Origin of the sequence: Bacillus cereus group sp. BfR-BA-01347, from assembly GCF_022663835.1 — a bacterium.
GTDB lineage: Bacteria > Bacillota > Bacilli > Bacillales > Bacillaceae_G > Bacillus_A > Bacillus_A thuringiensis_K.
This window is the reverse complement of the sequence record NZ_JAKUGG010000004.1, coordinates 244,998-268,798: the sequence shown is the minus strand read 5'-3', so window position 1 is coordinate 268,798 and position 23,801 is coordinate 244,998. Positions and strand designations below refer to the sequence as shown.

Here is a 23,801-nt window from a genome sequence, read left to right as displayed (position 1 = left end):
CAAAAAGGCTTGTAAAACGTTAAACATCTCGCGATCAGGTTACTGTATAAAACAGCATTAGGTAACTGAGAGAACAATAATGCTTTATATACCGTAAATAAAAACTTAATTGCAAGAGCAGCCACTTGAGTCTTCGAAGCAATAGGACTTTGTAGTTATGAATGGAGCCAAACCGATATAAATATAATCAGAACGAAAATAATCAGTAGATATTTTAGAGATTCCATGACATACTCCTTTTAGAAATTAGTATGTGTGAAAGAGTGATAAAGCATCCATTCAGGTGCTTTATATTTTGGAGAAAGAGATGACTTACCATTATTTGATTAAGGCGTTCTATCACATTGCTATCAAGCTAATAAAGCAAAATCCCCCGATTATTTTCAAGATGGAAGTATTAAGAAAGGTACAGAGTATATACAGATAGATATAGGGGTCTTAATGAACTCTCTTCACTCAGGACAAACATGTGAAATTATTAAGTGTAGAGTTGTAGAAGAAAAGGAACATGCGGTTCATTATTAATGCCCCGCATGTTCCTTTTCTTTACTACATTTCAAATGCAAGGTTGTACTTATTATTAAGCTTCTATAAACTTAAAAATGCCAACCTTTAATCTCTTAACACTAATATTTCTTCTAAGTACTATAAAATATGGGATTTTCTTTTTGTAAAACGATAAATAATAATTGTTGCGATTATAACGAAGACCACACCAAAAATAGGAATTGTATACTCTTTCATAATAACTCCTGCTTTATTCCAGTGCTCGCCTAATTTCATACCAATATAAATATATAATACTGTTAGTGGAAACATTGCTAAGAATGTATAAATTGAAAACTTCCATATATTCATCTTAGCCACTCCACATGGAAGTGAAATCAGAGTACGTACACCTAGTACACAAAACGTCTAAAAAAGGCAACAATGGGGCCGTGTTTTTCAAAAAATAAGTCAGATTTTTGGATTTGTTCCTCTTTAATAAAAAAGTATTTTCCATATTTAAGTAACAATGGTCTACCACCATAATAACCTAGCTTAGAAAGGTCTCATAGTTTTAATTGTATTTTAGCGATAGTGCCGCACTGTTAATAAGATTAGTTCGGGCTGATAGTGCTTCCATTTAAACCAATTTTCCTTTTCCATACTAATCACGCACCTTTTTGAGAGTCATACTATCAGTATGTCCAAGTTTAGGAGATTACTTGCAAGGGTCTTGGAATTTTTGCACAATACTTAAAATTATATTTTTAAACATCCAAACTAAATATTGTTTTTTTACCATTGAAGTGATATTATCTTTCCTTTATCCTGCATTAATGGACAATAAAATCTCCATCTCAAGATTCAGAGAGAAGCAAAGAAGGTAGGTGAAGGATAACTCCCCATAAAAAAACGATTGGCGCCAAAAGGTTAGAATAATTAATAGATGTGTATAAAGAGCCAACAATATTTTTTGGCTCTTTTCTTAGATAGAAAAATAAAAAAATCGACTTTTTTATGAGAACGATCACTTAACATATAAAATTCACATTTTTTACTTTGGTCCCTACAGATATTAAACGAATTTGAATTTGTTAGCGATATGATAAGGCTTGTTTCCCTAATGCATCCCAAGACCGAATGAAAGTTTCTTGATCCACCTTATGTGCTTTTTTTCCACTTAAAGGATCATTAATATAAATGTACCCGTCTTCAAAACCTATAAGCACAACAGCGTGTAAATCCAAAGGAGCTGTGATTTGTTTGTTCCCATGTTTCCAGGACTCCCATCTATCCGGAACTTTGTAATCTCCTGTCGTCCAAACCACTACAGGTTTACTCATTTTAATTTGAGCTAGTACATCATTGAAAGTTTTTTCTGTTAAGTTCACTGTGCGATTGGGAAGATATTGTTCCATCAGTTCTTGTAGTGGTTGAACATAAACAGCATATCCCTTATTTTTACCAGTTATATCTCCAACGAATCCTTTTTTAGGATCTCCCCATCGAATGATGTCTCCGTTTTTACTCATAGATAGTGGGGCATTATCTTTTTTGATACTGTTAGCTAACTGCATTTTATTCACTTTAATGCCAGCGTGTTGTAATACCATCGCTAAGCTCGTAACTTCGCAGCCGTATTTCAGTTCAGGTTTTTGTGATATTAATGGCACATCTAAAATGACCTTTTCTTGGACTGAAGGAACTGGTGATTGTTGTGATTTGTTTTGAGATGTAGGATATTTCACATTTTTTGTTAATCCCCTATTTTCATATCCAACACTAGATTCATGCTTTTTAACGGGAGATTCTTTAGCAGAACAGCCTGTTAAAATTGAAAATAGGATATACAAAGTCAGAAATTTTTTCATATTATTCACCCTCATTATGTAGTTCAATACATGTCATAATATCTCATTAAATATCGTTTTTTATGAATTGTGTTCTTTCATTCCTCATAAAGATATTCAATATTAATGTAATTAATATGGGAATATAACTCAGATGCATGTAAAAATGAGTTGTAGAATGTTAATGATTACCAAATGATAATTTACTCATGTCGGCTCAAAGGTTTTAATTAAAAATAAGTACTGGAGGTGTTTTAATGGGAAATGAAATGCAATAATTTAAAGCTGATTTTTTTAAGCCGTATCACATCCTTTGCGAATAGGTATTCTAGAATTATTGTCAGAGGGGGAAAGAAGTGTAAATGAAATTCAAACTATCCTTAACAAAGAAGGTTCAGTTGTTTCCCAACAATTAAGTGTACTACGTTCATAAAACATTGTTGTTGGTACTAAAGATGGAAAACGAGTTTTATATTCTCTACGAGACCCTATGATTGTAGATTTACTAGTAGTTGCACGGAAAATTTTTAACAACCATTTAATCGATACAATTTCAATGTTAGAAGAGCTAGATGAAACAGAAGATGAAACGATGGGTAAGGAGGGATAGGTTGAACATTAAAGTTAAGAAAGAAGATATCATCCAACATGGAATTGAAGTATTTCGCTCGATAGGAGCTTATCATGTTTGTAATGTTTGTATTAAAAGTGGGAATTCTTGTTGTTTTTCATGCCAGCATTCACAGGATGGAGTTGGATGTCAAAAGAGAAATACAGCTTGGTTATGCGGGATTCAAAGTTTTTTATTTAATCAAATAGGGTTACTGGACGCATGAAATAGTTTCTGGAGTGAAATCCCAGGACAAATGTTTCGTAGAGATAGTACCCCAGATAACGTAAGAATTAAATCGTTTATAGATATGAAAAAGTTAGATAGTCGAAGTGGGTTACTTCTAGTAGAAAGGTTAAATTCCTACATAAAAGAAGGAGGAGATATAGGTAAATTAGAACGTCATTTAAGCAAAACGTATAACCAATATTAGGCTAATGGTCTCTTTTAATGAGATAAAAAATGTCTGTATGGGGTGAGGCAACGATTCCTTCTTTTTGGCCACTCACAAGCATAAAGTAAGAGCGGTGGATATGAAACAACCTCTCTTACTTAGATTAACCAGCTACTTCAATTTGAATAGGTGATACAGATATATCAAATTCAATATCTGGAGGACGTCGATTAGAATCTAATCGATATTTTCCAAAGCGGTTCACATGAAATGTTAAATACGGACTTAAATCAGATAATACTTCCGCATCAATTTTATTGCCCTCTTGTATATATTCATGAAGAATCTGTGTAAGTTGAAATACATTATAAAAAATTAAACAATTAGCGATTAGATGATTGTATTTAATGATTTTTCTTTGACGTTCTCGATTATTTTCTGCAATAATTCCTTCACCACTAAAGAATAACCACTTTGCAAACCCATTAAAAGATTCACTTTTATTTGTAGCTGCTTGAATTGTACTTCTCAATTTTTCATCAGATAGATAATTTAACAAAAATAAAGTACGAATTGTACTACCTAATTCTCGAAAAGCTTGATATAACTTGTTCTTTTTACTATATGTATTTAACTTATTTAAAATCTTGGAAGGATGAAGCCGTCCCATAAGAATAGCGTTTTTTCGTTATGAGAATACAAACTAATCTCAGCTTGATGAGGATAGAAAAGAACTTCTATAAGTATTATTAATAAACATGCTATACAGCTCCCTCTATATTCACTCTTTTATTCATTCTTTTTTAACAATCGATTATGTAGTGTTGAAAGGATGAGTAATGCGAGAATCGAACCGACTAAGGCAAGCGACATATCCCATTGTGCATCCCAAACGTCGCCTTGTGTACCTAAAAAGTCTTTAGCTGCCGTTCCTCCCTTTGTTATTTTAAATGCTATCCATTCAATGATTTCGTATAATGCAGCAATAGCAAGCGAAAAGCTTATACTAATCATCACTAACCAAGGGCCTTTGGTTAATTGAGTTTTCCGTAATAATATTTCTCTTATCACAATTGTAAACAAGCCTTTTATCAAATGTCCAAATCGATCGTAGTGATTTCGATTTAAGTCAAAAACATCTTTTATCCAATTAAAAAGAGGAACCTTTGAGTATGTGTAATGACCGCCGACGAACATTATAATAGCTAGTACTGCAATAATGATATAAGAGAGAGTGGTAAAGCGAAACTTATTGTATATTGCAATTATAATGATTAGGCCAAGAACGGCAGGAATAGCTTCCGCTGCCCATGTCGAGTATCTTGCAGGCTTAATAACAGACCATATAAAAACTGCGGTAACAACCAATAATGAAAATAAATGAATCATTTTACTTGTGTCTCTTATCATTTTTTTCCTCCTATTGAAAGGCTTTCTGCTTAAAGTATTTGAAAAAACACAGTTTCGTATACAGAGTACTTAGAACCGTTTGCCTTATTTTACACTTAAGAACAGCTTTTTTAATGAGGAAAGTGATTTTATCTAGTAGATATCCAGAATGAAAATAGACATATTCACAGCAGGATTCGCTTACCTAAACTTAATTATTATTTTTCAGTAAGAATAACATTTACAGCCTTCGTAAACTGCTCTAAAAGGTGTAGAGCTGCTCTATATCAATGTCAAGAGAATATAGGGGAATTTACTTTCTATAAATTTTTGTATCTAAACTAAAAATGTACATAACCAGTAGGGGGAGCATTATCACGTTAAATATGTTCGATTTGCAACTATATATTATTGATCGATATATAACTAGTAGAATAATAAGAAAGGACCTGCACACTACATATTTCTCTTTCGCGAGGGAATGATATGTATATAACATTTCAAAAATAAAGGAGAGCATCTGCATGAATTACAAAATGTTTAGGGCTATCAATCGTCTAGCTGGTCGTAATTCAACTTTGGATACATTTATGATATTTATTTCACAAAAGGCTCGATTTCTGTACATTTTTTTATTAGCCTTAATGTGGTTTAGAGACAATTCCTACAAAAAAATTATTTTATTTGCTGGGGTATCAGTAGGGTTCTCATTATGTATAAACCGTTTTATCCAGCTGTTTTATTTTAAACCTCGTCCGTTTGTTATACATCGTGTTCGTTTACTTATTCCATCAAAGAATAATTCTTCATTTCCTAGTAAACATACAGCCGTTGCATTTGCCTTAGCAACCTCCGTCTTATTTCGCGAACGTTTATTTGGCTCAATCATGTGGTTTTTAGCAATTTTGACAGGGTTCTCACGTATTTGGCTAGGACATCATTATCCATTTGATATCATAGGAAGTGCTTTCATAGGAATCTTAACCAGTATTGCTATTGACAATACTACATATTTATATAATTCTTTTGTTACTTGGATTATAAGTGTATATAGAAAATTAATTTTTGTGGATTAGAGACAATCCTAACGATATCTTTGATAAATCACAGCACACAATCTTGCACATTTTTTACTAAAGTAACTTTTCCTCGAGATATGTTTTGCGATAAACCAGAGACATTTAGTCAATCTCTTGATTATTGAATTTGATTCTAATTTGATATAAAGGAAAAAAATGTTGGAAAAACTTTAGCATATTTTTTTCTTTAGGCGGATGATAATAACATAAATCTTTATTTGAAAGGAGCAATAATCACTTGAAGAAAAGAAAATATCTATATGCTATTATGCCTACTATTTTATCTGTAGGTTTCTTGTGTGGCTGCAATGGCGTTGATGAAGATGAGCCAGAAGAACCTTCTGAAGAAATTTAAGAAAAGAATAATCAATAACAGGATAATGTAAAGATTATCATTGGCTGATAGCTGATTCTTAAATATAGAAGAACCTAATTAGGGTAGAGCGATATAGAGAGTAATTCAATAGAAATAAGACAAGTCCCAAATACCTCTTATACCGTATTTTATTAGATAGGGTACAAGAGGTGTTTTCTGTTTATGGGTACATTTCAGAAATTTATACAGTTTCTTCTTATTGCCTAACAATTGTCATTGTAACCATGCTACTTACCTTTTCAAAATACTCATGCTAAGCATCCTGATTTTAAAACAAAAAATTTTTAAAATATAAAATGCCACAACGCTTCTTTATATTCAGAAAAATTTCTAAATTCATTTTTATCTTAATTTGTTTAATCTTTTTTGGTCATGTCAATAATGGATATGAAATGAAAGGATGATAGGGATGAAGTGGCTTGTAATCGGAATTGTTCTATTGCTTATTTTATTTATATTATTGTCGAAAATATCGTTGAAAGTTACTTTCTTATATTCAGAAATGGAAAAACAGTGTTTGCTACAAGTGAAAATATGGAAGATTCGATATACGTTTGATGTGTTAGAGAGAATTGAAAAACAGAAAAAAAAGACTGGACAAAAAATTGAAAAAGCAGAAGAGGAGGGCGGTATTGAAAATAAAGTAATGGCACAGCTCGATAGCATTGGAGACATAGTAAAAAAGTTGCAAGAGATTCACTCTATAATTAAAAAATTTCTTAAAAGAGTGAAAATCAATCAATGGAGATGGTATTCACAAATTGGAACAGGGGACGCAGCTAGTACGGGAATCGTAACAGGGTTTGCGTGGTCTACAAAAGGAATGGTTGTCGGGGTTGTTGGAGAATATATGCATATTATTGATATACCAGTGCTTGAAATTACACCTGTGTTTCAAGGAAAAGGTTTTGCATCTAAGTGTGAATTAACAGCGTCATTTCGGATTTATCGATCGATAATAACTGCAATTATGTTACTGATATTCATGAGGAAACAACGATCTATTGGTATAGAAAAACCTGTTCAAACATAGAGGCTACAATGGAACATCCAATTCAAGGGTTAATAACAATAGCTGTACAGCAGCATTTAAAACAAATGACTGATGTAAATACAATTATTGATGACCCTATTAAAACATTTGATAGAAGCTGTTTGGTGAAAATAAAGGTCTTTAATTTTCGAAACTATTTAAGTTTTTTAATACTGTTATGCATGTTTGAAATAAGCATTCGCTTCTACGAACGACTTTGTTAATGGCAAAATGGTTTTGCTTATTCATATTTGGATTTGTTTAATCATAAAATAAAAAAGATAAAATTCACTCATTTCGTTCACTCCCGGAACCCTTTTAAGTGCTTCTGTTTGATGAAGTGCTATTTATTTTTCGTGTCTAGCTAAGCTAGACACTGCTCATCGGTGAAAGTCCAGTTTAGGTGATATCCGACGTTGTAATTCTTCAAAATAATTGTAGTTCACCTTGAATTGAAAGAAAAGTGTAACTTTCGGTTTTGAGATACAAACTTATATTAGCTTACTAGCAATGCTAAGAGATATTTTAATAATAATTTTTTTGTAGCATGCATTCTTTGTATAGAGCATATACATCAAATGAAAATCCTTATGTCAAAATCAGCTGGTCATCTCCGTAATACCGCAAAAAGAATCCTCATTGAGGGTTCTTTTTGTTCTACATTTATACCTAATTATAAAAGGGCTTATTTCCATTTAACAAGACATCCTCTACATATCATACAATATTTTATACAACGCCTACTTGCTTCTTCTTCAGAACTATAGTTTTAACTCCTACAAATAATATGAAGGAGAGAAAAAAGAATGAATTATTATAATAATTCATATAACCACAACAAATGGTACTATGGTTGAGAACCTTGTTACTTGAAAATACGATATTTTCATAATTAATTGAAAGTCGTGGTATAAGTACGAATAAACCTATGCTTATTGTTAATTACAAGCAAAAATTTTTCAATCATATTATTTATAGTTAGAACATTTAAATTCATAATGTAAGTATGTATATCTTATTATCTGTTGATAAACAGGTAATTTAGCGAAATGCTTTAAGTTAAAAATAGAAGCTAATAATATCGAATACTAAACTGTTTCTTTGTTAGTCTTCATAATGGTTTATATGAAAAAGTACTGTTAAAAAATGACTTCTTTAGTGGTAAGATAAAGCCTGTTTCCCTAATGCATCCCATGATTGAATAAAAATATCTCCTTAATCCTTTATGCACCTTATCTAGGAGTATATAAATAAATCGCTCTCCCTTAAATTTTCCAATCATAAATTCACCCCAACTCACAAATTATAATCATTGAATTGATATTCTCAAGGGGGCTTCATTCAATGACTGTAATTACAAAACTAAAGCAAACTGTTTCTGGATTAAAAAGCGCACAAGCTAGCTTAGAGGGATTCGCTCTTGATACGGATAACCAACAAGCAAAGCAACTTTTCCAAACAGCTGCGCAACAAACACAAACGATTATCGATTCTTTAAACCCACGTGTTGAAGAAGTCCAACAAGAAGAACCACAATACTCACAGCAATAACGGATTAGCCATGCTGTGAAATAGAAAAAGGATGATATGCAGTCATCCTTTTTCTATCACATTACATATTGCAATAGAAATGGAATGATAATTATGCGAAAACTCGGCCTCATAACCGCATTATTTGCCCTTCTATTTAGCTCTTTTACCGGATGTGATAATAGTCCCTTAGATAAAAAAGTGAAAGAAGAAGCAAAACGAACGGAGAAAGAGAAAGGTCCCAAATTAACAAAGACGAGTACGGAATCCTTTAATCAATCTATATCACAAGGGGCCAAGAAAAGAGCTCTCGCTATGGATGAAATTATAAAAAGTACAGCAGTAAATTCAAATTTAGATCTCTACATAGCAGTTACACCGGAACATCATGAAAGGTTTGGATTAAAACCTTTGCGTAAGAAGCTTCAAAAGCAGCTAAGTGATGAGCACCCTACTTTCGATGTTCGTGTAAGTACAGATAAAAAAATCTTTATGTTGCTCGAAAAACTCGAAAACAAAATTAAGAAAAAAGAAGTATCTAAAGATGAAATTAATAAGCAATTAAAATTCATTGGTAAAAAAATGGAGTCTAACACTTAACGCTTTTTAAAAGAAAAGGAAGAATCGCAATGTCTAGTAAAGATAAAAACTTAACCCCTGTACAACAGGAATATAAAAAATTCGAGCAAGAACGCGAACCGAAGCGTCCTGTCTTAAAAAATTGTATAAAAGCCTTTTTCGTTGGCGGTTTTATTTGCTTCATCGGACAACTCATTTCTACGTTTTATATCACATAGTTGGATTTCACTGAACGCTCAGCAGGAAATCCAACTGTCGCAACTCTTATTTTCATTTCCATGTTACTAACTGGATTTGGGATATACGATCGTTTCGGACAGTTTGCCGGAGCGGGCACAGCTGTACCTGTCACTGGATTTGGCAACTCCGTTATTGCCGCATGTATCGAACACCGAACGGAGGGTTTTGTCCTTGGTGTTGGCGGTAACATGTTTAAACTAGCAGGATCGGTTATCTTATTTGGTGTATTTTCTGCTTTCGTCATCGCACTTATTAAAACGATTCTTGTTCAATGGGGAGGGCTATAAATGTTACAAGGACACCGAACATGGGTATTCGAAAACAAACCAGTTATTATCTCAACAGGTGTAGTCGGTGGCCCCTTTGAGGCAAAGGGAAAAATCCCTGAAGACTTTGATACCCTTCATGAAGATTTATGGCTCGGACAAGATTCCTACGAAAAAGCACATAAAATTTTATTTGAAGAAGCTTGTAGCCGCGCTACTGAAAAAGCAGAACTTCGTAAAGACGATATTCAATTCGTACTCGCAGGAGATTTGATTAACCAAATTACGCCTACGAGCTTTGCATGCCGAACACTTGGCACACCTTATTTCGGTTTATTTGGCGCCTGCTCTACTTCTATGGAAGGCTTAGCACTCGGCGCAAGTATCGTAAATGCGAAAGACGCAAAATATTTATTAACTGGTGCCTCAAGCCATAACACTGCCGTAGAAAAACAATTCCGCTATCCTACAGAAAAAGCCACCTACTGCACAGTGGACAGTGACTGGAGCAGGAGCCGCTATTTTGAGCGATACTGGACACGGCCCACAAGTAACATCTGCAACGATTGGGCGAGTTGTTGATATGGGATTAACTGATCCATTTAATATGGGAGGTGCGATGGCTCCTGCTGCTGTCGATACAATTGAAGCCCATTTGCGTGAACGCCAAATCGATATGCCTTTTACTACGATTTAATCGTAACAGGCGACCTCGGACATGTAGGACGCGAAATTGCTTATGACTTACTACATAAACATGGAACAAAAGTGACGAGTGAACAGTTTCAAGATTGCGGGCTACTCATTTATAGAGAAGGGCAACCTGTCATAGCTGGTGCTAGTGGCCCTGGATGTTCTGCAACAGTCGTGTACGGTCACTTATTAAACCGAATGAAAAGAGGAGAATTCAAAAAAATACTTGTCGTTGCGACAGGCGCTTTACTATCTCCACTTACATTCCAACAAGAAGAAACGATTCCGTGTATCGCTCACGCCGTTTCGATTGAATTTGGAGGTGCAACGCAATGATCTTTTTCTGGGCTTTCGTCATAGGTGGACTCATATGTGTAATCGGACAACTTATGTTTGATGTCGGTAAACTTACACCCGCTCATACAATGGCAACACTTGTTGTTGCTGGAGCTATATTAGATGGATTCAATTTATATGAACCATTAATTGATTTCGCTGGAGCTGGGGCAACCGTACCTATTACAAGTTTCGGTAATGCCCTCGTTCACGGTGCAATGGAAGAAGCTGCAAAACATGGCATCGTTGGCGTCATTACCGGAATGTTTAAAGTAACGAGCGCCGGTGTATCAGCAGCTATTATTTTCGGGTTCATTGGCGCATTGCTATTCAAACCGAAAGGATAAGGAGTGTTTGTATGACTGTTATCGCTAGCGTAAAAACCTGTCTTTCTAGTTTAAGGGGCGCTCAAGCAAGCTTAAGCTCCCTTTCGCTAAATTCTACAGACGACGAAGCAAAACGCGTATTTCATGAATGTATGTTAGAAATGGACAGTGTCATCACTGATGTAAAGGATAGAGTTTTAGTATTAGAACGTGAAGAACCTCAATATAAAGGGTTTTAAGTAGAATGGAGGAAATGACTATGCCTCACCTACCCGAATGGACACTCGTTATTCTTCGCTCTGTATTCATATTAATTATTTTATTCACTATTACAAAGTGCTTAGGGAAAAGGCAAATCTCTCAACTTTCCTTTTTCGAGTACGTAGCTGGAATGACAATCGGTAGTATCGCCGCTCAAGTATCTACAGGGCTAGACCAAAAATTTTTCCATGGCGTCTTTGCCATACTTATTTTCGCCTCGGTACCTTTTTTTGTCGGAATTCTTTCCTTAAAAAACAAAGCTGCTAGAGATTTGTTTGAAGGGAAGTCTACAGTTTTAATAAAGGATGGCAAAGTACTGGAGGATAATTTAAAGAAAGAAAAATATACAAGTGATGAGTTACTTGAACTTCTTAGAGGAAATGGTGCATTCAGTATAGCTGAAGTTGAATTTGCCGTACTAGAACCGAGCGGAGAATTAAATGTATTATTAAAGAAAGATTCTCAGCCGCTTACTGCAAAAGACCTTGGATTAAAAGTACCAAACGAGAAGGAACCACAAACTGTTATTATGGATGGAAATGTACTAGATGAACCTCTTTCAGCAAGTGGGCATAACCGTGCTTGGTTACATTCTGAGCTAGAAAAACTCGGTGTTGTCATTGAAAATGTCTTTCTCGGTCAAGTTGATTCATACGGACAACTTACTATCGACATTTATAATGATAAACTCCAAATGCCTTCTCCTCAAAACAAACCTTTATTATTAGCATCTTTAAAAAAATGCCATGCTGATCTTGAACTATTTTCTTTAGAAACGAAATCAAAAACGGCAAGTGAAATGTATAGTAAAAATGCCCAACAAATTGAAGCTATTTTAAACAAGGTAACCTACCTTCTAAGGGAATAAAAAAGGAAGCTTTCACAAGCGTCCTTTTCTCAGAGTGTCAGAAAACCTTTTAAGGTTTCCTAACACTCTGACATTTTTGTAGATTTTAGCAAATGAAAACAATAAATAATGATAAAAATTAGAAAAATAGCCCTTCATCTGACCCTTTTTGCACTGGTGATTTTTGTTGTAGGAATAAGGGATGAAGAAACTGATCTAGTTAATCTACAAAGTCAACTTGGTTCCATAAAAGATAACATAGAACTGGACTATCTCTTTAAAAATTGCATGCCTGAATTTTCAGGTGGTACCCTTGATGAATGGCTAAATGGAAAAGAAAATGTTAGTGAAAATATCGAAAAGAGCATTGATATTATTCGTCACCATCCGTTAGTACCGTCTAATGTTAAAGTTCATGGTTTCATGATTAATAAGATAGGTGAAAAAAATACAGTTGTTAAAATTCCTACTAATAAAAAAGTAGAAAACATGAACCAATTCAACTTGTCATGTTGCTATTCTCTTGTGGAAGAATAATTAACGCTAGAGAAGGTGGATTTCTACCCTTAAATTAATAACTAAGCGAATAGTTAATAGCCGATTTCCTATACGATAAGGAAATCGGCTATTTATTTGACCAATTTTTCTTAGCAAAGAAAATTCCGGTTGTTATGTATTATTTTCGTAGTTATTGAAGGCAATGTCACAAATAGTAACAAAAACATTTGCAATAAGAATGCTTGGATTTGCTTATGTAGCATGTGGGAAACTTGATGGATGTAGAAAGACATAAAAGTCTAAACTAAAATCTCATGAACAAATGTTGATAAATAGCCATTATCATAAATTTTGTCGATACTTTTATGTCTCAATAACAGGACAAGAAAGTCTAAACTTTTTGAACATACGACAAAAAACTCTAAACTACTTAGCCAGTAATAAAACAATATGTTTTTGAGACTTTTTTGCTTTATAGAAGTTTTTATTCGCTTCATCTACATGTACTAAGTCAAGGAAGGAAGACAAAATTAGACTACACCTCAATAATGAGGTATACAAATCCAAGCGATTGTCTATCGGATTTAGTAACAATTGTTACTAAAATTAATTCCGTAATTTTTTCCAGTTTGCTAACATAGGATTTTCTTCTTGTACGATTTTTTTAACTTTTATTATGTTTTCATTATTTTGGGGATTTAAGTCTGGCTCGAGAAATGAGCTAAGGTCGTCCAAATTCTCAAAAGCCTTCTGATTTTTCGATATAGATATTTGATTTTTTAAGCCATACTTTGCTCTATATTTTTCAACGCCACTATGATGGGCCATTTCTAAGGTCATTTTTTCATATTTTTTAATAGTTCCTTCCAGTTCAGATATTTCAAGTTTTAATGATTTAATTTGCTTCTCAAGTATATCATTTTGTAATTTAAAGTCATTATTTTTGGTTAACGATTCATGTAGTAAATTTTCACATGTTAAAAGATGTTCTAAAAGTTTGGGTTTATCATGAATATACTTATCTAAAATATCAGAAAAGTTAGGTATTTCGTGACTATCACCTGATTCTGACTCTATTTTGATAGTAATTGGTTCGTTTGCTAGATTAATTATTTCTCTTCCCCAGTTACTCCAAACATCTTTATTATATGTAGAGGGAAATTCATCGGGTTTTATTTTATTCATTTTTTCTGAAAATCTTACTAAATGAGAGATTCTAATTATTCCCGAAGGGTTTCTTTCTCTGTAAAGATAAACTAATTTCTTTAATCTAGTTTGTTCCTCCGGATTGTCATATTTTCTTTTACGTCCAGCACCTTTTGGATTTTTTAATTTGCTCAATTATCTCACCTTTTATTCGTAAATTTTTGAAATAAGCAAAGCATAATCATGAATTTCACTGTTTGTTAACTTAGACTCTCTAGCCAGTTCAGCTAGTTCTAAAGGGTTTACTCTACAAGATTTATATTCTATTTTAATATCTTTATAAATTCTCGATAGTGTTTGTGCTCTAATTTTTAGTTTTTTGTTGTATTCAGTTTTTAATTCAACAATTTCTTTAAAATTACTTTCTATTTCTTCACGAGGGATCCAATTTTTAGAGCAGAAAATGCAAATTCTAGATTCACATCGTCTTAATTCATCTGTGCAATAGCCAATTTCGACTTCCTCTATATACTCAAACATTTCCTCAGGCGCTAGGGACCTGTTAATTAAATCCTTTATTGCAAGCGTGGAGTGATAGTTTGTATCCCTAGATGAATTTGTTAAACGATTTAATAATGTTGCTTCATATGCCTTGGAATCTATAAAAAATTCAATATGCTTTTGATAGTGGTATTGAGATTCAATATGTTGATGACCAGCCATACGTGCAATAGTTAATGGGTTAAATCCTTGAATCATCATACTACAAATTGCAAAATGTCTTGTGTCATTCGGTTGGATTTTGATAATTTGTTTCTCAGCAATGAATTCACTCAAATCATCATTAGATCCTAATTTTATTACGCTATTTTTTTCTTTTAGCCAATTTAATTTGTCTATTGGTGCCAGATCATATATATCCTTTACAACTTCAGAATAAAAAGCATGTAATAGATTATTAAACATATAAAGAACAAAATAATTTCGATTTAATTTCTTACGCTTTGATTGTGTAGGATAGTTCAATGTACTACGATATGCAGCAGCTGATATAAGAGTGTTTGTTTTACCGTACGGGTCTGAAATGTGAATATAGCGTTCTATGAGATTGTAGATCTCTTTAGAAATTGATAGAGTATTAGGTACTTCAAAAGTTTTTGATGTAGCTTTTTGTTTTTGTCTAGGTAAAGTTATAAAAAAATTATTACCTTGAAGAGATAGACAGTTTCTTCTAATAGAACAAAACTCAGAAGGTCTCATTGGTATGACAGATGTTAATTTCCACCACAGTAAAACTGGAAAAAACTTCAGTTCTAATTTTTCATCCCAACTTTTAGAGAATGAAGTAAGGATAAAACTAAACCTGATAACGTCTTTATAAGGGGGGAGGTCTCTGGTGTTAGAAAAGAAAAACTTAGATACTATTGACCGTAATTGGTTTGAAAACAATTCCATTTTAGATTTAGTTACTTGACTACCATATATATAGTCTAGGAAATTTATTCCGGATATTAAAATGGGGTATCGAATTGATAATTTAAATTCATTTAAAGAAGCTTCTATTTCATCAATATCAAGGCATGATAAATAATTTGTAAGAAGCAAAAAATTTTTTAAGTTATTTAAATACGCTGTTGCAGAACTAGGTGCTACTGTCAGTAGGTAATTTAAAATCCAACACTTGACTTTAATTTTAATTTCAGTATCCAAGATGTCCTCAAAATTAAAATATTTATGTATATTTATTTCTTTGTTATTTATTAAAACCCAGGAATCATCATCAAATTTTCCATCTAAAAAAACTTTGTTTAAAGTAAGTTCTGCAATAATTTCTTTTGCATTTTCAATCGAATGCTCTTTTAGAAATTCATCCTCCGAAAATTCCTGAGGATAATTAATTCCATACAAGTTATCTTGAATTTTCATTTGTGACAAGAAAAGATCACTCCTCTATAAGGACTAATTGCTGTACAAAGGCATTTTCTCCGCCAGTATAAAAACTAAATACATAGTCCTCACCAAATTTTTCGATTGCTTTAATAAGAAGGTTTTGTAATTTGAAAATAGTATTTTGTTCTCTTTGTTTTACTCCATTTTTGTTTGTATTTTTATATCTTTGAATGCTATCATCAAATTCGTTGAATATGGAGGTTAGAGCATAAACATTATGTACTGCAAAGGGGCATTGATTACAACTAAACATATTAGATGGTCTATGACAGTTAGGATAAATTAAACATTGTGCGTCTAATTTTTTTGATGGCATATGTCCTAAATACATTTTTCGCATATATTCGAATGCTTGATTTGGGGTTAAGGATAAGAGTTTATCCATTAAATTTTGTTCTTCATCGTTCATTACTTTAGATAAAAAATAAGAAAAGTTTTCAACCTCAAATGGTTCGAAAAATCGTTTAAGTTGGCAAATGTCTAGTGTTCTTTGGGATAACGTACTTTCACGCTTATCTGTAAGAAGTTCAATTAAATGGTCATATAAAAAGCCAAATTCTCCTCGAGAAAATAAATGTAGAGAGATTTTATTCCCTCCATCACTTATGTATTCCTTTGTAACTTCAGTTTTATGTTTACGTAATTTCATCACTAGTTCAAACGCTGAATTGCCTTTCCCTTTTTTCTCTTGAATAGAATAAAATAAATGTTCCATCAATGAACGGTTAGCAATTAAAGGAGAAAATTTAATATGTTGTAGCTTCATATTTCTTTCAAAAAAATGATTAAAATCACTCCCTGTAATAGTATTTTTCTTTTTTCTTTCGGTCGTAAAGTCTATTATTGTTGGAATATTAGACTCCCGTCTATGAAATTCACAAATACACAATGCAGTTACCATTGGTTCAAGTAGATCAAGATTGCATGTAAAGTCTCTAGGCATTCCGTTTTTAGCTGTAACTAAATTATAACTACGAATAATATTTATAATTTTTTGTGCCTTAGGTTTAGTAATTTTATGATGCTTAAGCCAATCGATATTAGGTATACCAATAATTTCAGGTTGTATAGGGGGGATTCGAAAAACATCACTAGGTCTCCAAGCATTAGTTAAGAGTATCATGACGAATAACCATAAATTTGCATACTGTTTATCAATAATGGCTTGGTGTAAGTGTGTATCGAGTTTCTGTGCATACTTATAAATTTCTAGCCAATCATCAAAAGAAATTTTTTCTTGTTCTTTTTTAATCCTTTGTTTACGTGGATTGGGTAACTTTTTTAATGAATATCTACATAATCTTTCTTTTTCTATAAAAGTTAAGATCCTCCATAAACAGGTTTTATGATGTGTTGAGGAGCATTTCTCAATAAATAATTGTACTTCAGTATTATCTAAAAGATAGAGTTCTTTTTTGAGGGGATATTTAATTAAATATTCTATCGCAATTAAATATTCTCTTTTATAACTGTTTAATGTATCAGGGTTAGCCTGTTTTGCTGAAAGATTCTGCTCGGCAAAAGATTTTAAGAGAGCAGCTGTTTCTTTAAGGCTTTCAGGAAATTCTCTTAAATCAATAAATGATTTTATATAATCGCTAAGGCTAAGCTGCGATTGCTCAAAAATAAGGTGAGATAGTTCTGGGTTATCTAAAAAGCGTTGTGCTTCTTGTTTATCATATAGATAACTACTTAAAATATTGGTGAAAAACTTCATGTATAATGGTACCTTTATAGAAGTAATAGGGATATGCTGAAAGTCATTTTGTACGTGCAATTTTTTTAGTAACTCAGCACGTGTATAATATCTTTTTTTCAATTCTATTATTTCCTCTAAGTAATCATCGACTTCTTTTTTGTTTATTTTCCAAAACTCTTCTTGATTAATTGGTTCTACATAATCCTTAAAAAGGTTCTTATATTCAGGTTTTTGCAGCAGTTTATATAAGGTTTTTTCTGTTCTTGAACAAAGGGGTGCGATACCTTTTAAAGTATAATAGTTATAGATAGTAGAAGGGACATTGGGATTCAAAGAGTAAGCCTCTTCTATACTCTTTAAGTCATATCTTTCTAAAAGTTTTAATGCTTTTTCTTTTTTTATGTATATTTGTTTATTTATAATGAGTTTGTCATTGTTTGAAAAAACTGAAAGTAAATGTATATGTGAAAGTTTTAAATTACTTTCTATATACTCTAGCTTCAAATACTTATTTTCCAATAAATCTAAAAATGAATGAACAGACTCTTTTGTTATCCAGAATGTATTGTGGCCAGAATTTTCATTAATTATTCCATATTCGGTTTTCCGAAAGGTTAAAAACCCTTCTTCAACTAGAGCCATAATTGAAGATAAGCTACTTTCAGCGTATCCAAGCATTTTTTTTACTGCAGAAACTGAATAATGTTTTTCTAAAAAGACCTGTTCTTCTGCGGTGACTGCTTCTAGTTCTGCGATAGGGTAATACAAGCCACGTTCACTAAGATTAGGAGGAGCTATAATAGGATTTAATTTTTTAATTTTTGTATAATATTTAATTCTAGCAAATCCAAAACCATATCTTTTATTAGCTTCTTTTGTGGAAATGTGAGTAGAAAATATTACTCTTTTTTTATCTAAAGCATTTCTAAAGGTAAGGGAAGAATCTTTTGTGATAAAAATATACTTTCCGTTGATCGGAAAAGTTAATTGTATTATTTCAAGAAGATGAAATTCCTCAGGGAAATGCAATTGAAGATTCTGAACGCCAGTATACTTCGGGATCTGTGCAAATTTTGTAAAATCATTAATATTGAAAGAAGTATCAATTATTCCTTTTTCATAATCTAAGTATTGTAGTATGGAATCTTGCTGATAATATTTTCCGTTAAACTTAATTAGGTTTAATTCTGCTAACCGTCTAACTTTATCTGGACTGAAACCTGTTAACTCAATAACCTCTTTCTGTATTAGTAACCGACTCAAAATTTACAGCATCCTCTCTTAAAATTGAATTTATAAAATTATTGTTATATTGCTGTGCTAGACTAATTGATTCTTCATCTAAATTATCGTTGGTGCTCATGTTCTCTTGATACATCTGTTGTAAACCTTCTTGTATTTCTTCACGAATTGCTTCTTTACTCATATAAACAAGGGCAGATTCAAGGCTTTTATCTCCTCGAAGAATAGCTAACTCAGCCGGACTTTTAACGATCTTTGCCATCAGATTAGTATATATCCGACGACCAATATGTGTCCCCCAGGTATTAGATGAAAGTAGAGAGAAATAAGCAGGCATTTGATTTTTTACAGTCATTAAAAAGTTGCGCTTAACCTTATTAAAACGAGCATCATAAGTATCGCCACTCATTGGGTTACCATTATTATCAATAAATAGTGCATTATGTCTGTTCAATTTTTGTAATGTTTCTAATCGTATCTTCAAACTTTTTAAAATAGGGACTGAAATAGTTGGGATAACTTGAATAGGTTGTATAGGGAAAATTTTAGTATCTCTTTTAACTGAGCAAGATGAAATATCATTTAATCTTTCCCATATATAAGGTTTGTAACCTATCCTAACAGACAAACCATGTTCTCCATTAGGACCGATTTCGCGAAGATCACTTCGTAAGATATTAACAACTTCACCTCTTCGTAATCCACCAAATATTTGTAGATAAATCCCAAAAGAAATTTCTGGCGCTACCAAATCAGCTACTTCTAATAATAAAATAATTAATCTGGGGTGAGGGAAGTGCTCTAGTTTAAATTCATTTCTTGTAACGTTTTTTGCTGGGAGTGAAAAACCATTTCCAATAAAGATAGAGCTAATTATTTCTTTATTATTTGCTTTGTATGTATGCTTTTCAATAATATCTGCTAATGCTCCTTGAATGATGTGGTGATCTTTTAAGAATTTTAAAAAATACCTTAAGTACAGATCTGCATGTTCTAAAGTCCCCCTAGACCTGTATACGCTATTTCTATCTTTCTTTTTTTTATACTTAGTGGTTTTTAAATAATTCAAGAAATCAACACCATGTGATAAGGTAAGGTGTTTGAAAGAACTTACTTGATAGGTACTGTATTTTTCAATTAATAGCCAATTTAAGAACTGTACAATGACATCAGCAGCTCTTTTTTGAGAATTAAAATTGTGATCTGTTTTACCATAGCGTTGTTTAATAAAATTGGTTGTAGGGTGAACTCTAAAAAACTTAGTCTTAATGTCTTCAACAACTATAGTTGCATACTCCACTTGATAGTCATTTCCAATATCGACACATGCTTTTTTCACGCTGAACTTAATATCTCTATTATTTGGATCCAATAGTATCCCCCTTTAGTTATCTAACCACTACTTAAAGTCCTCCTAATTGATTAATCTCTTAAAATATCATCTTGAGATAAATTAAGTTTATCTGTAAAGTATTTATAAATCAATTATTTGTTCAGAATCTTCGATTAAATGTTAATTATTAGAAAAATCGCCCACATAATCGTTTGTACGAAATACCGAAGCGACCAGATATTATTATTGTGAATCCAATTATGCATACGTATATGAAATGTTCAACTTTCATAACGGGTTTGGCTTTGCAGTATGTCGCGCCGGAAGATTTTCATCAATATAGTATCGATGAATTTTTTATGGATATGACTGCAAGTATTCATTTGTTTGCCAGTAATCCGCGCGAATTCGCATTAAAGTTCAAGCGAGAAATATATGAACGTACAAGGATTGAAAGTACGATTGGTATAGGGCCTAATTTATTATTAAGTAAAGTAGCGATGGATGTAGAAGCGAAGAAGAATAGGGATGGAATAGCGCAGTGGACGTATGACGATATACCCGAGAAGTTATGGAGTATTAGACCGCTCAGTAAATTTTGGGGTATATCGTATAAAACAGAGATGAAATTGAATCGAAAAGGTATACATACCATTGGAGAATTAGCTCAGTATCCTTTGAAATATTTAAAGCAATCATTCGGTGTAATAGGAGAAGAATTACATCTACATAGTAACGGAATTGATTTTAGTAGAATAGCAGAAAAATACGTTCCAGCAACAACATCTATAGCGAAAAGCCAAATATTATTGCGTAATTATTCGATAGAAGAGTTCATAGTTATTTTATTAGAGCATATAGAAGAGGTTTGTTATAGGTTGAGACGAGAAAAGAAATGCGCGCAAACAATTCATTTTTCAGTTGGATATAGCAAGGAATACGGTGAGGGAATAAAAAAGGTACATACGTTAAATAGAGCAACAAACTTAACGATGGATATTTATAATGTTTGTACATATTTTTTATATGAACGGCATACAGGAGAGCCGATTCGATCAGTAAGTGTTTCATTAACAAACCTTATTAATGAAGGGGAAGAGCAAATTTCGCTTTTCGATAACATTATACAAAGAGAAAAAGAAATACGATTAACGAAAGTTATGGACGAAATTCGAACACGATTTGGTAAGAATAGTATTTTACGAGGTGTTTCTTACACAAGCGTCGCAACAGCAAGATATAGAAATACATTATTAGGAGGGCACAAATCGTGAAGAATGTTAATATGCCAAAAGGAAGAGGTATGGTAAAGTGGCAACCGTTTGCCAGTATGCCGGAGCAGTTCGCAGTTATTAAAGAAATGGTAAAGGAGCAAACGAAAGCCTCGCGTCCAACTGTAACGCAAGATGCAAAAGAAATGATTGAAAATAAGCTATTAATTTCATTTTTAGGTGAGGAAGAGGTTTTACTTACATATTATAAAGATGGTTATTTATATAAAAATTACATAACAGTAGTGGATATTAATCCATTAATGGAGACGATCACTTGTACGGATGCTTTTTGTAATAAGCGCACTTTTAAGTTTTTTGATGTAATTGAGATTGATTAAAGTATATTTCTATGCAGCAGGCGTATTTTTTTAGCCTACTGCATAGAAAGGTCAGTTACAGTATTAGGCTTATACTAAAAATAAGACACCCTTTATTACCATTGACGATAGTTGCATTTTAGATGAAAGAATGTGGGGAAACACCCCCCGTTAACAATAGAATTAGCATTAACATTAACAGCAGTTATAGGGTTTCTTAAAATTATGCATATCAGTTGTTAGAGGGTGCGATATTTATTTAGAAAAAGCCGTTTTAGATACTAATAGATATAATTAAGAAAAGACTTAATGACTAAAGAAAATAAGCATTTTACACTTCAATTATAATAGGGAGGATCATTGGTTTTCTTTTTGTATGTGAGTATATAAAGTGACCAAGTGATTCTCGTATTTCTCTTTTTAGAACATTCCATTGATTAATATGTGCTTTTTGTAATCTGTTGACAGTTTCTACAACTAATTGATTAATTTTATTTAAGAAATCTTCTGAGTCCCGAACATATACAAACCCACGAGAAATTGTATCAGGGCCAGAAATTATTTTCTCTTCTGTTTTACTCAAGGTTATAACTATTACAAGCATACCATCTTCAGAAAGTTGTTTGCGATCGCGCAATAAGGCGTTTCCAACATCTCCAATACCTAAGCCATCTACATATATATTACCCGCAGTTATACGTCTTGTTTGCATAGCAGTTTGATTTTTAATATCAACAACATCTCCATTGCCGATAACATAAATATTATCTTTCTTGACACCAACAGATTCTGCCAATTGACGGTGATGATGTAACATTCTAAATTCACCGTGTATGGGAATGAAATATTTAGGTTTCATTAAAGTAAGCATCAATTTTAATTCCTCTTGATATGCATGTCCAGAAACGTGCATTCCTGTTGAACTTCCAGATCCATAAATAACATTTGCTCCTAATAGATATAAGTTATCTATAATACGTGAAACATTACGCTCATTTCCTGGTATGGGGGATGCAGACAAAATGACTGTGTCACCTGGTAAAATATCAACTTGTCGATAGTTGCCACTAGATAATCGGGACAGAGCAGCCATAGGTTCACCTTGACTACCAGTGCAAAGTATAGCGACTTTTTCGGGTTCCATTTGATTAATCTCATTTGCTTCGATTAACATGCCTTCAGGTATATTCAAATAGCCTTGTTCTAAGGCGACAGAAACTACGTTCACCATACTTCTTCCGAGGAGGGCAAGCTTTCTATTTGTTTTTAAAGCGGCATCTACTATTTGCTGTACACGATTCACATTAGAAGCAAAGGTAGATATAATAACTTTGCTGTGAGCCTTTACAAAGGCTTCTTCAATTTTTTCGCCTACTAATCGTTCTGATGGAGTAAATCCAGAACGTTCGGCATTCGTACTTTCTGAGAGGAGAGCTAAAACTCCGTTACTTCCGATATTAGCCATTTTGTGAATGTCTGGATATTGATTGTTTATGGGAGTCAAATCAAATTTAAAATCACCTGTATGGACTACTGTACCTTCTGGTGTATGAAAAGCAATCCCGAGGCAATCGGGAATACTATGATTTGTTTTGAAAAAAGATAGGTTTATCTGTCCGAATTCAATTAAAGACTCAGAGTCAATAACAATTAACTGTGTCGAATCTTGAAGTTTATGTTCTTTTAATTTAATGCCGATTAAGCCTAAGGTTAATTTTGTTGCGTAAATTGGTACATTCAACTGTTTTAAAAAATACGGAATACCTCCAATGTGATCTTCGTGTCCATGTGTAACAATTAAACCTCGAATTTTATCTTTATTTTCTTGTAAATATGTAACATCAGGTATTATTAAATCTATGCCTAATAAACTCTCGTCAGGAAACTTAGAACCACAATCAATGATTACAATGTCATCTGAATATTGTATGACATACATGTTTTTACCAATTTCATTAACGCCACCTAAAGCAAAAATAGATAGTTTATCATTTATTATACTCAAATGAATATCCTCCTCTTAAAACAAATTTACTTGAATCTATGT

The 23,801-nt window shown here is 32.7% G+C and carries 16 protein-coding genes and 10 pseudogenes; 16 read left to right on the top strand and 10 right to left on the bottom strand.

The window, feature by feature from the left end; genetic code table 11:
• Positions 1 to 645: 645 nt before the first annotated feature.
• The 3 genes and pseudogenes from MR143_RS09560 to MR143_RS09555 form a co-directional block, all read right to left on the bottom strand.
• Positions 646 to 1,049, bottom strand: a pseudogene (locus tag MR143_RS09560) (DedA family protein); the annotation flags it as partial.
• Between the two features lie 28 nt (positions 1,050 to 1,077).
• A pseudogene (locus tag MR143_RS33415) lies at positions 1,078 to 1,149 on the bottom strand (IS6 family transposase); the annotation flags it as partial.
• A 431-nt stretch (positions 1,150 to 1,580) separates the two neighbouring features.
• Positions 1,581 to 2,357: a C39 family peptidase gene (locus MR143_RS09555; RefSeq protein WP_199717612.1), complete on the bottom strand. Its 777-nt coding sequence runs from the start codon at positions 2,355 to 2,357 to the stop codon at positions 1,581 to 1,583.
• A gap of 236 nt (positions 2,358 to 2,593) precedes the next feature.
• On the opposite strand from MR143_RS09555, the pseudogene MR143_RS09550 reads away from it, so the two are divergent.
• A pseudogene (locus MR143_RS09550) lies at positions 2,594 to 2,946 on the top strand (ArsR/SmtB family transcription factor).
• A gap of 1 nt (position 2,947) precedes the next feature.
• Positions 2,948 to 3,379, top strand: a pseudogene (locus tag MR143_RS09545) (DNA mismatch repair protein).
• Between the two features lie 124 nt (positions 3,380 to 3,503).
• Here MR143_RS09545 and MR143_RS09540 read toward each other — a convergent pair.
• Positions 3,504 to 4,019 (bottom strand): annotated as a pseudogene (locus MR143_RS09540) (Tn3 family transposase); the annotation flags it as partial.
• 110 nt (positions 4,020 to 4,129) lie between these two features.
• Positions 4,130 to 4,750 carry a DUF2238 domain-containing protein gene (locus tag MR143_RS09535; protein ID WP_199717611.1) on the bottom strand — a complete coding sequence of 207 codons (621 nt, stop codon included), beginning with the start codon at positions 4,748 to 4,750 and terminating at the stop codon, positions 4,130 to 4,132.
• A gap of 503 nt (positions 4,751 to 5,253) precedes the next feature.
• On the opposite strand from MR143_RS09535, the gene MR143_RS09530 reads away from it, so the two are divergent.
• The 12 genes and pseudogenes from MR143_RS09530 to MR143_RS09480 form a co-directional block, all read left to right on the top strand.
• Complete coding sequence (locus MR143_RS09530; RefSeq protein ID WP_199717610.1) at positions 5,254 to 5,805, top strand: undecaprenyl-diphosphatase; 552 nt, start codon at positions 5,254 to 5,256, stop codon at positions 5,803 to 5,805.
• Positions 5,806 to 6,584: 779 nt separating this feature from the next.
• Positions 6,585 to 7,217 (top strand): DUF2953 domain-containing protein, encoded by a 633-nt coding sequence (locus MR143_RS09525; RefSeq protein WP_199717609.1) that lies wholly within the window; start codon positions 6,585 to 6,587, stop codon positions 7,215 to 7,217.
• A gap of 8 nt (positions 7,218 to 7,225) precedes the next feature.
• Positions 7,226 to 7,366 (top strand): annotated as a pseudogene (locus tag MR143_RS09520) (GerW family sporulation protein); the annotation flags it as partial.
• A gap of 1,195 nt (positions 7,367 to 8,561) precedes the next feature.
• A complete protein-coding gene (locus MR143_RS09515; protein ID WP_000216166.1) occupies positions 8,562 to 8,768 on the top strand; it encodes a DUF1657 domain-containing protein in 207 nt (68 codons plus the stop codon).
• Between the two features lie 93 nt (positions 8,769 to 8,861).
• Positions 8,862 to 9,347 (top strand): YhcN/YlaJ family sporulation lipoprotein, encoded by a 486-nt coding sequence (locus MR143_RS09510; RefSeq protein WP_029440961.1) that lies wholly within the window; start codon positions 8,862 to 8,864, stop codon positions 9,345 to 9,347.
• 29 nt (positions 9,348 to 9,376) lie between these two features.
• Positions 9,377 to 9,853, top strand: a pseudogene (spoVAC, locus tag MR143_RS09505) (stage V sporulation protein AC).
• Positions 9,854 to 10,529, top strand: a pseudogene (locus MR143_RS09500) (beta-ketoacyl-[acyl-carrier-protein] synthase family protein). It begins immediately after the preceding pseudogene.
• The gene (locus MR143_RS33410; RefSeq protein WP_374265296.1) at positions 10,529 to 10,861 is read left to right on the top strand and encodes a beta-ketoacyl-[acyl-carrier-protein] synthase family protein; all 333 of its coding nucleotides are present in this window, start codon (positions 10,529 to 10,531) and stop codon (positions 10,859 to 10,861) included. Before MR143_RS09500 ends, MR143_RS33410 begins: the two are co-directional and overlap by 1 nt.
• Positions 10,858 to 11,208: a stage V sporulation protein AE gene (gene spoVAE / locus MR143_RS09495; protein ID WP_000575919.1), complete on the top strand. Its 351-nt coding sequence runs from the start codon at positions 10,858 to 10,860 to the stop codon at positions 11,206 to 11,208. Before MR143_RS33410 ends, spoVAE begins: the two co-directional genes overlap by 4 nt.
• A gap of 11 nt (positions 11,209 to 11,219) precedes the next feature.
• Complete coding sequence (locus MR143_RS09490; RefSeq protein WP_242280717.1) at positions 11,220 to 11,426, top strand: DUF1657 domain-containing protein; 207 nt, start codon at positions 11,220 to 11,222, stop codon at positions 11,424 to 11,426.
• A gap of 20 nt (positions 11,427 to 11,446) precedes the next feature.
• A complete protein-coding gene (locus tag MR143_RS09485; protein ID WP_242280716.1) occupies positions 11,447 to 12,316 on the top strand; it encodes a DUF421 domain-containing protein in 870 nt (289 codons plus the stop codon).
• 159 nt (positions 12,317 to 12,475) lie between these two features.
• Positions 12,476 to 12,832, top strand: a pseudogene (locus MR143_RS09480) (carbonic anhydrase); the annotation flags it as partial.
• Between the two features lie 567 nt (positions 12,833 to 13,399).
• Here the strand turns inward: MR143_RS09480 and MR143_RS09475 are convergent.
• Genes MR143_RS09475 through MR143_RS09460 form a run of 4 tightly spaced genes read right to left on the bottom strand, consistent with a single transcriptional unit; the run spans position 13,400 to position 20,202 of the window.
• A complete protein-coding gene (locus tag MR143_RS09475) occupies positions 13,400 to 14,134 on the bottom strand; it encodes a hypothetical protein (RefSeq protein WP_199717605.1) in 735 nt (244 codons plus the stop codon).
• 12 nt (positions 14,135 to 14,146) lie between these two features.
• Positions 14,147 to 15,874, bottom strand: a complete 1,728-nt coding sequence (locus MR143_RS09470; protein WP_199717604.1) for a tyrosine-type recombinase/integrase — start codon at positions 15,872 to 15,874, stop codon at positions 14,147 to 14,149.
• 7 nt (positions 15,875 to 15,881) lie between these two features.
• The gene (locus MR143_RS09465; protein WP_242280715.1) at positions 15,882 to 18,851 is read right to left on the bottom strand and encodes a hypothetical protein; all 2,970 of its coding nucleotides are present in this window, start codon (positions 18,849 to 18,851) and stop codon (positions 15,882 to 15,884) included.
• Positions 18,817 to 20,202: a hypothetical protein gene (locus MR143_RS09460; protein WP_199717602.1), complete on the bottom strand. Its 1,386-nt coding sequence runs from the start codon at positions 20,200 to 20,202 to the stop codon at positions 18,817 to 18,819. Before MR143_RS09460 ends, MR143_RS09465 begins: the two co-directional genes overlap by 35 nt.
• 170 nt (positions 20,203 to 20,372) lie before the next feature.
• On the opposite strand from MR143_RS09460, the pseudogene MR143_RS09455 reads away from it, so the two are divergent.
• Together MR143_RS09455 and MR143_RS09450 are read left to right on the top strand one after the other, a co-directional pair.
• Positions 20,373 to 21,437, top strand: a pseudogene (locus MR143_RS09455) (Y-family DNA polymerase); the annotation flags it as partial.
• Positions 21,434 to 21,775, top strand: a complete 342-nt coding sequence (locus MR143_RS09450) for a YolD-like family protein (RefSeq protein ID WP_000800255.1) — start codon at positions 21,434 to 21,436, stop codon at positions 21,773 to 21,775. The pseudogene MR143_RS09455 and the gene MR143_RS09450, both read left to right, overlap by 4 nt.
• 310 nt (positions 21,776 to 22,085) lie before the next feature.
• On the opposite strand, the gene MR143_RS09445 is transcribed toward MR143_RS09450, so the two are convergent.
• Positions 22,086 to 23,759 (bottom strand): ribonuclease J, encoded by a 1,674-nt coding sequence (locus MR143_RS09445; RefSeq protein WP_000022522.1) that lies wholly within the window; start codon positions 23,757 to 23,759, stop codon positions 22,086 to 22,088.
• Positions 23,760 to 23,801: the final 42 nt, after the last annotated feature.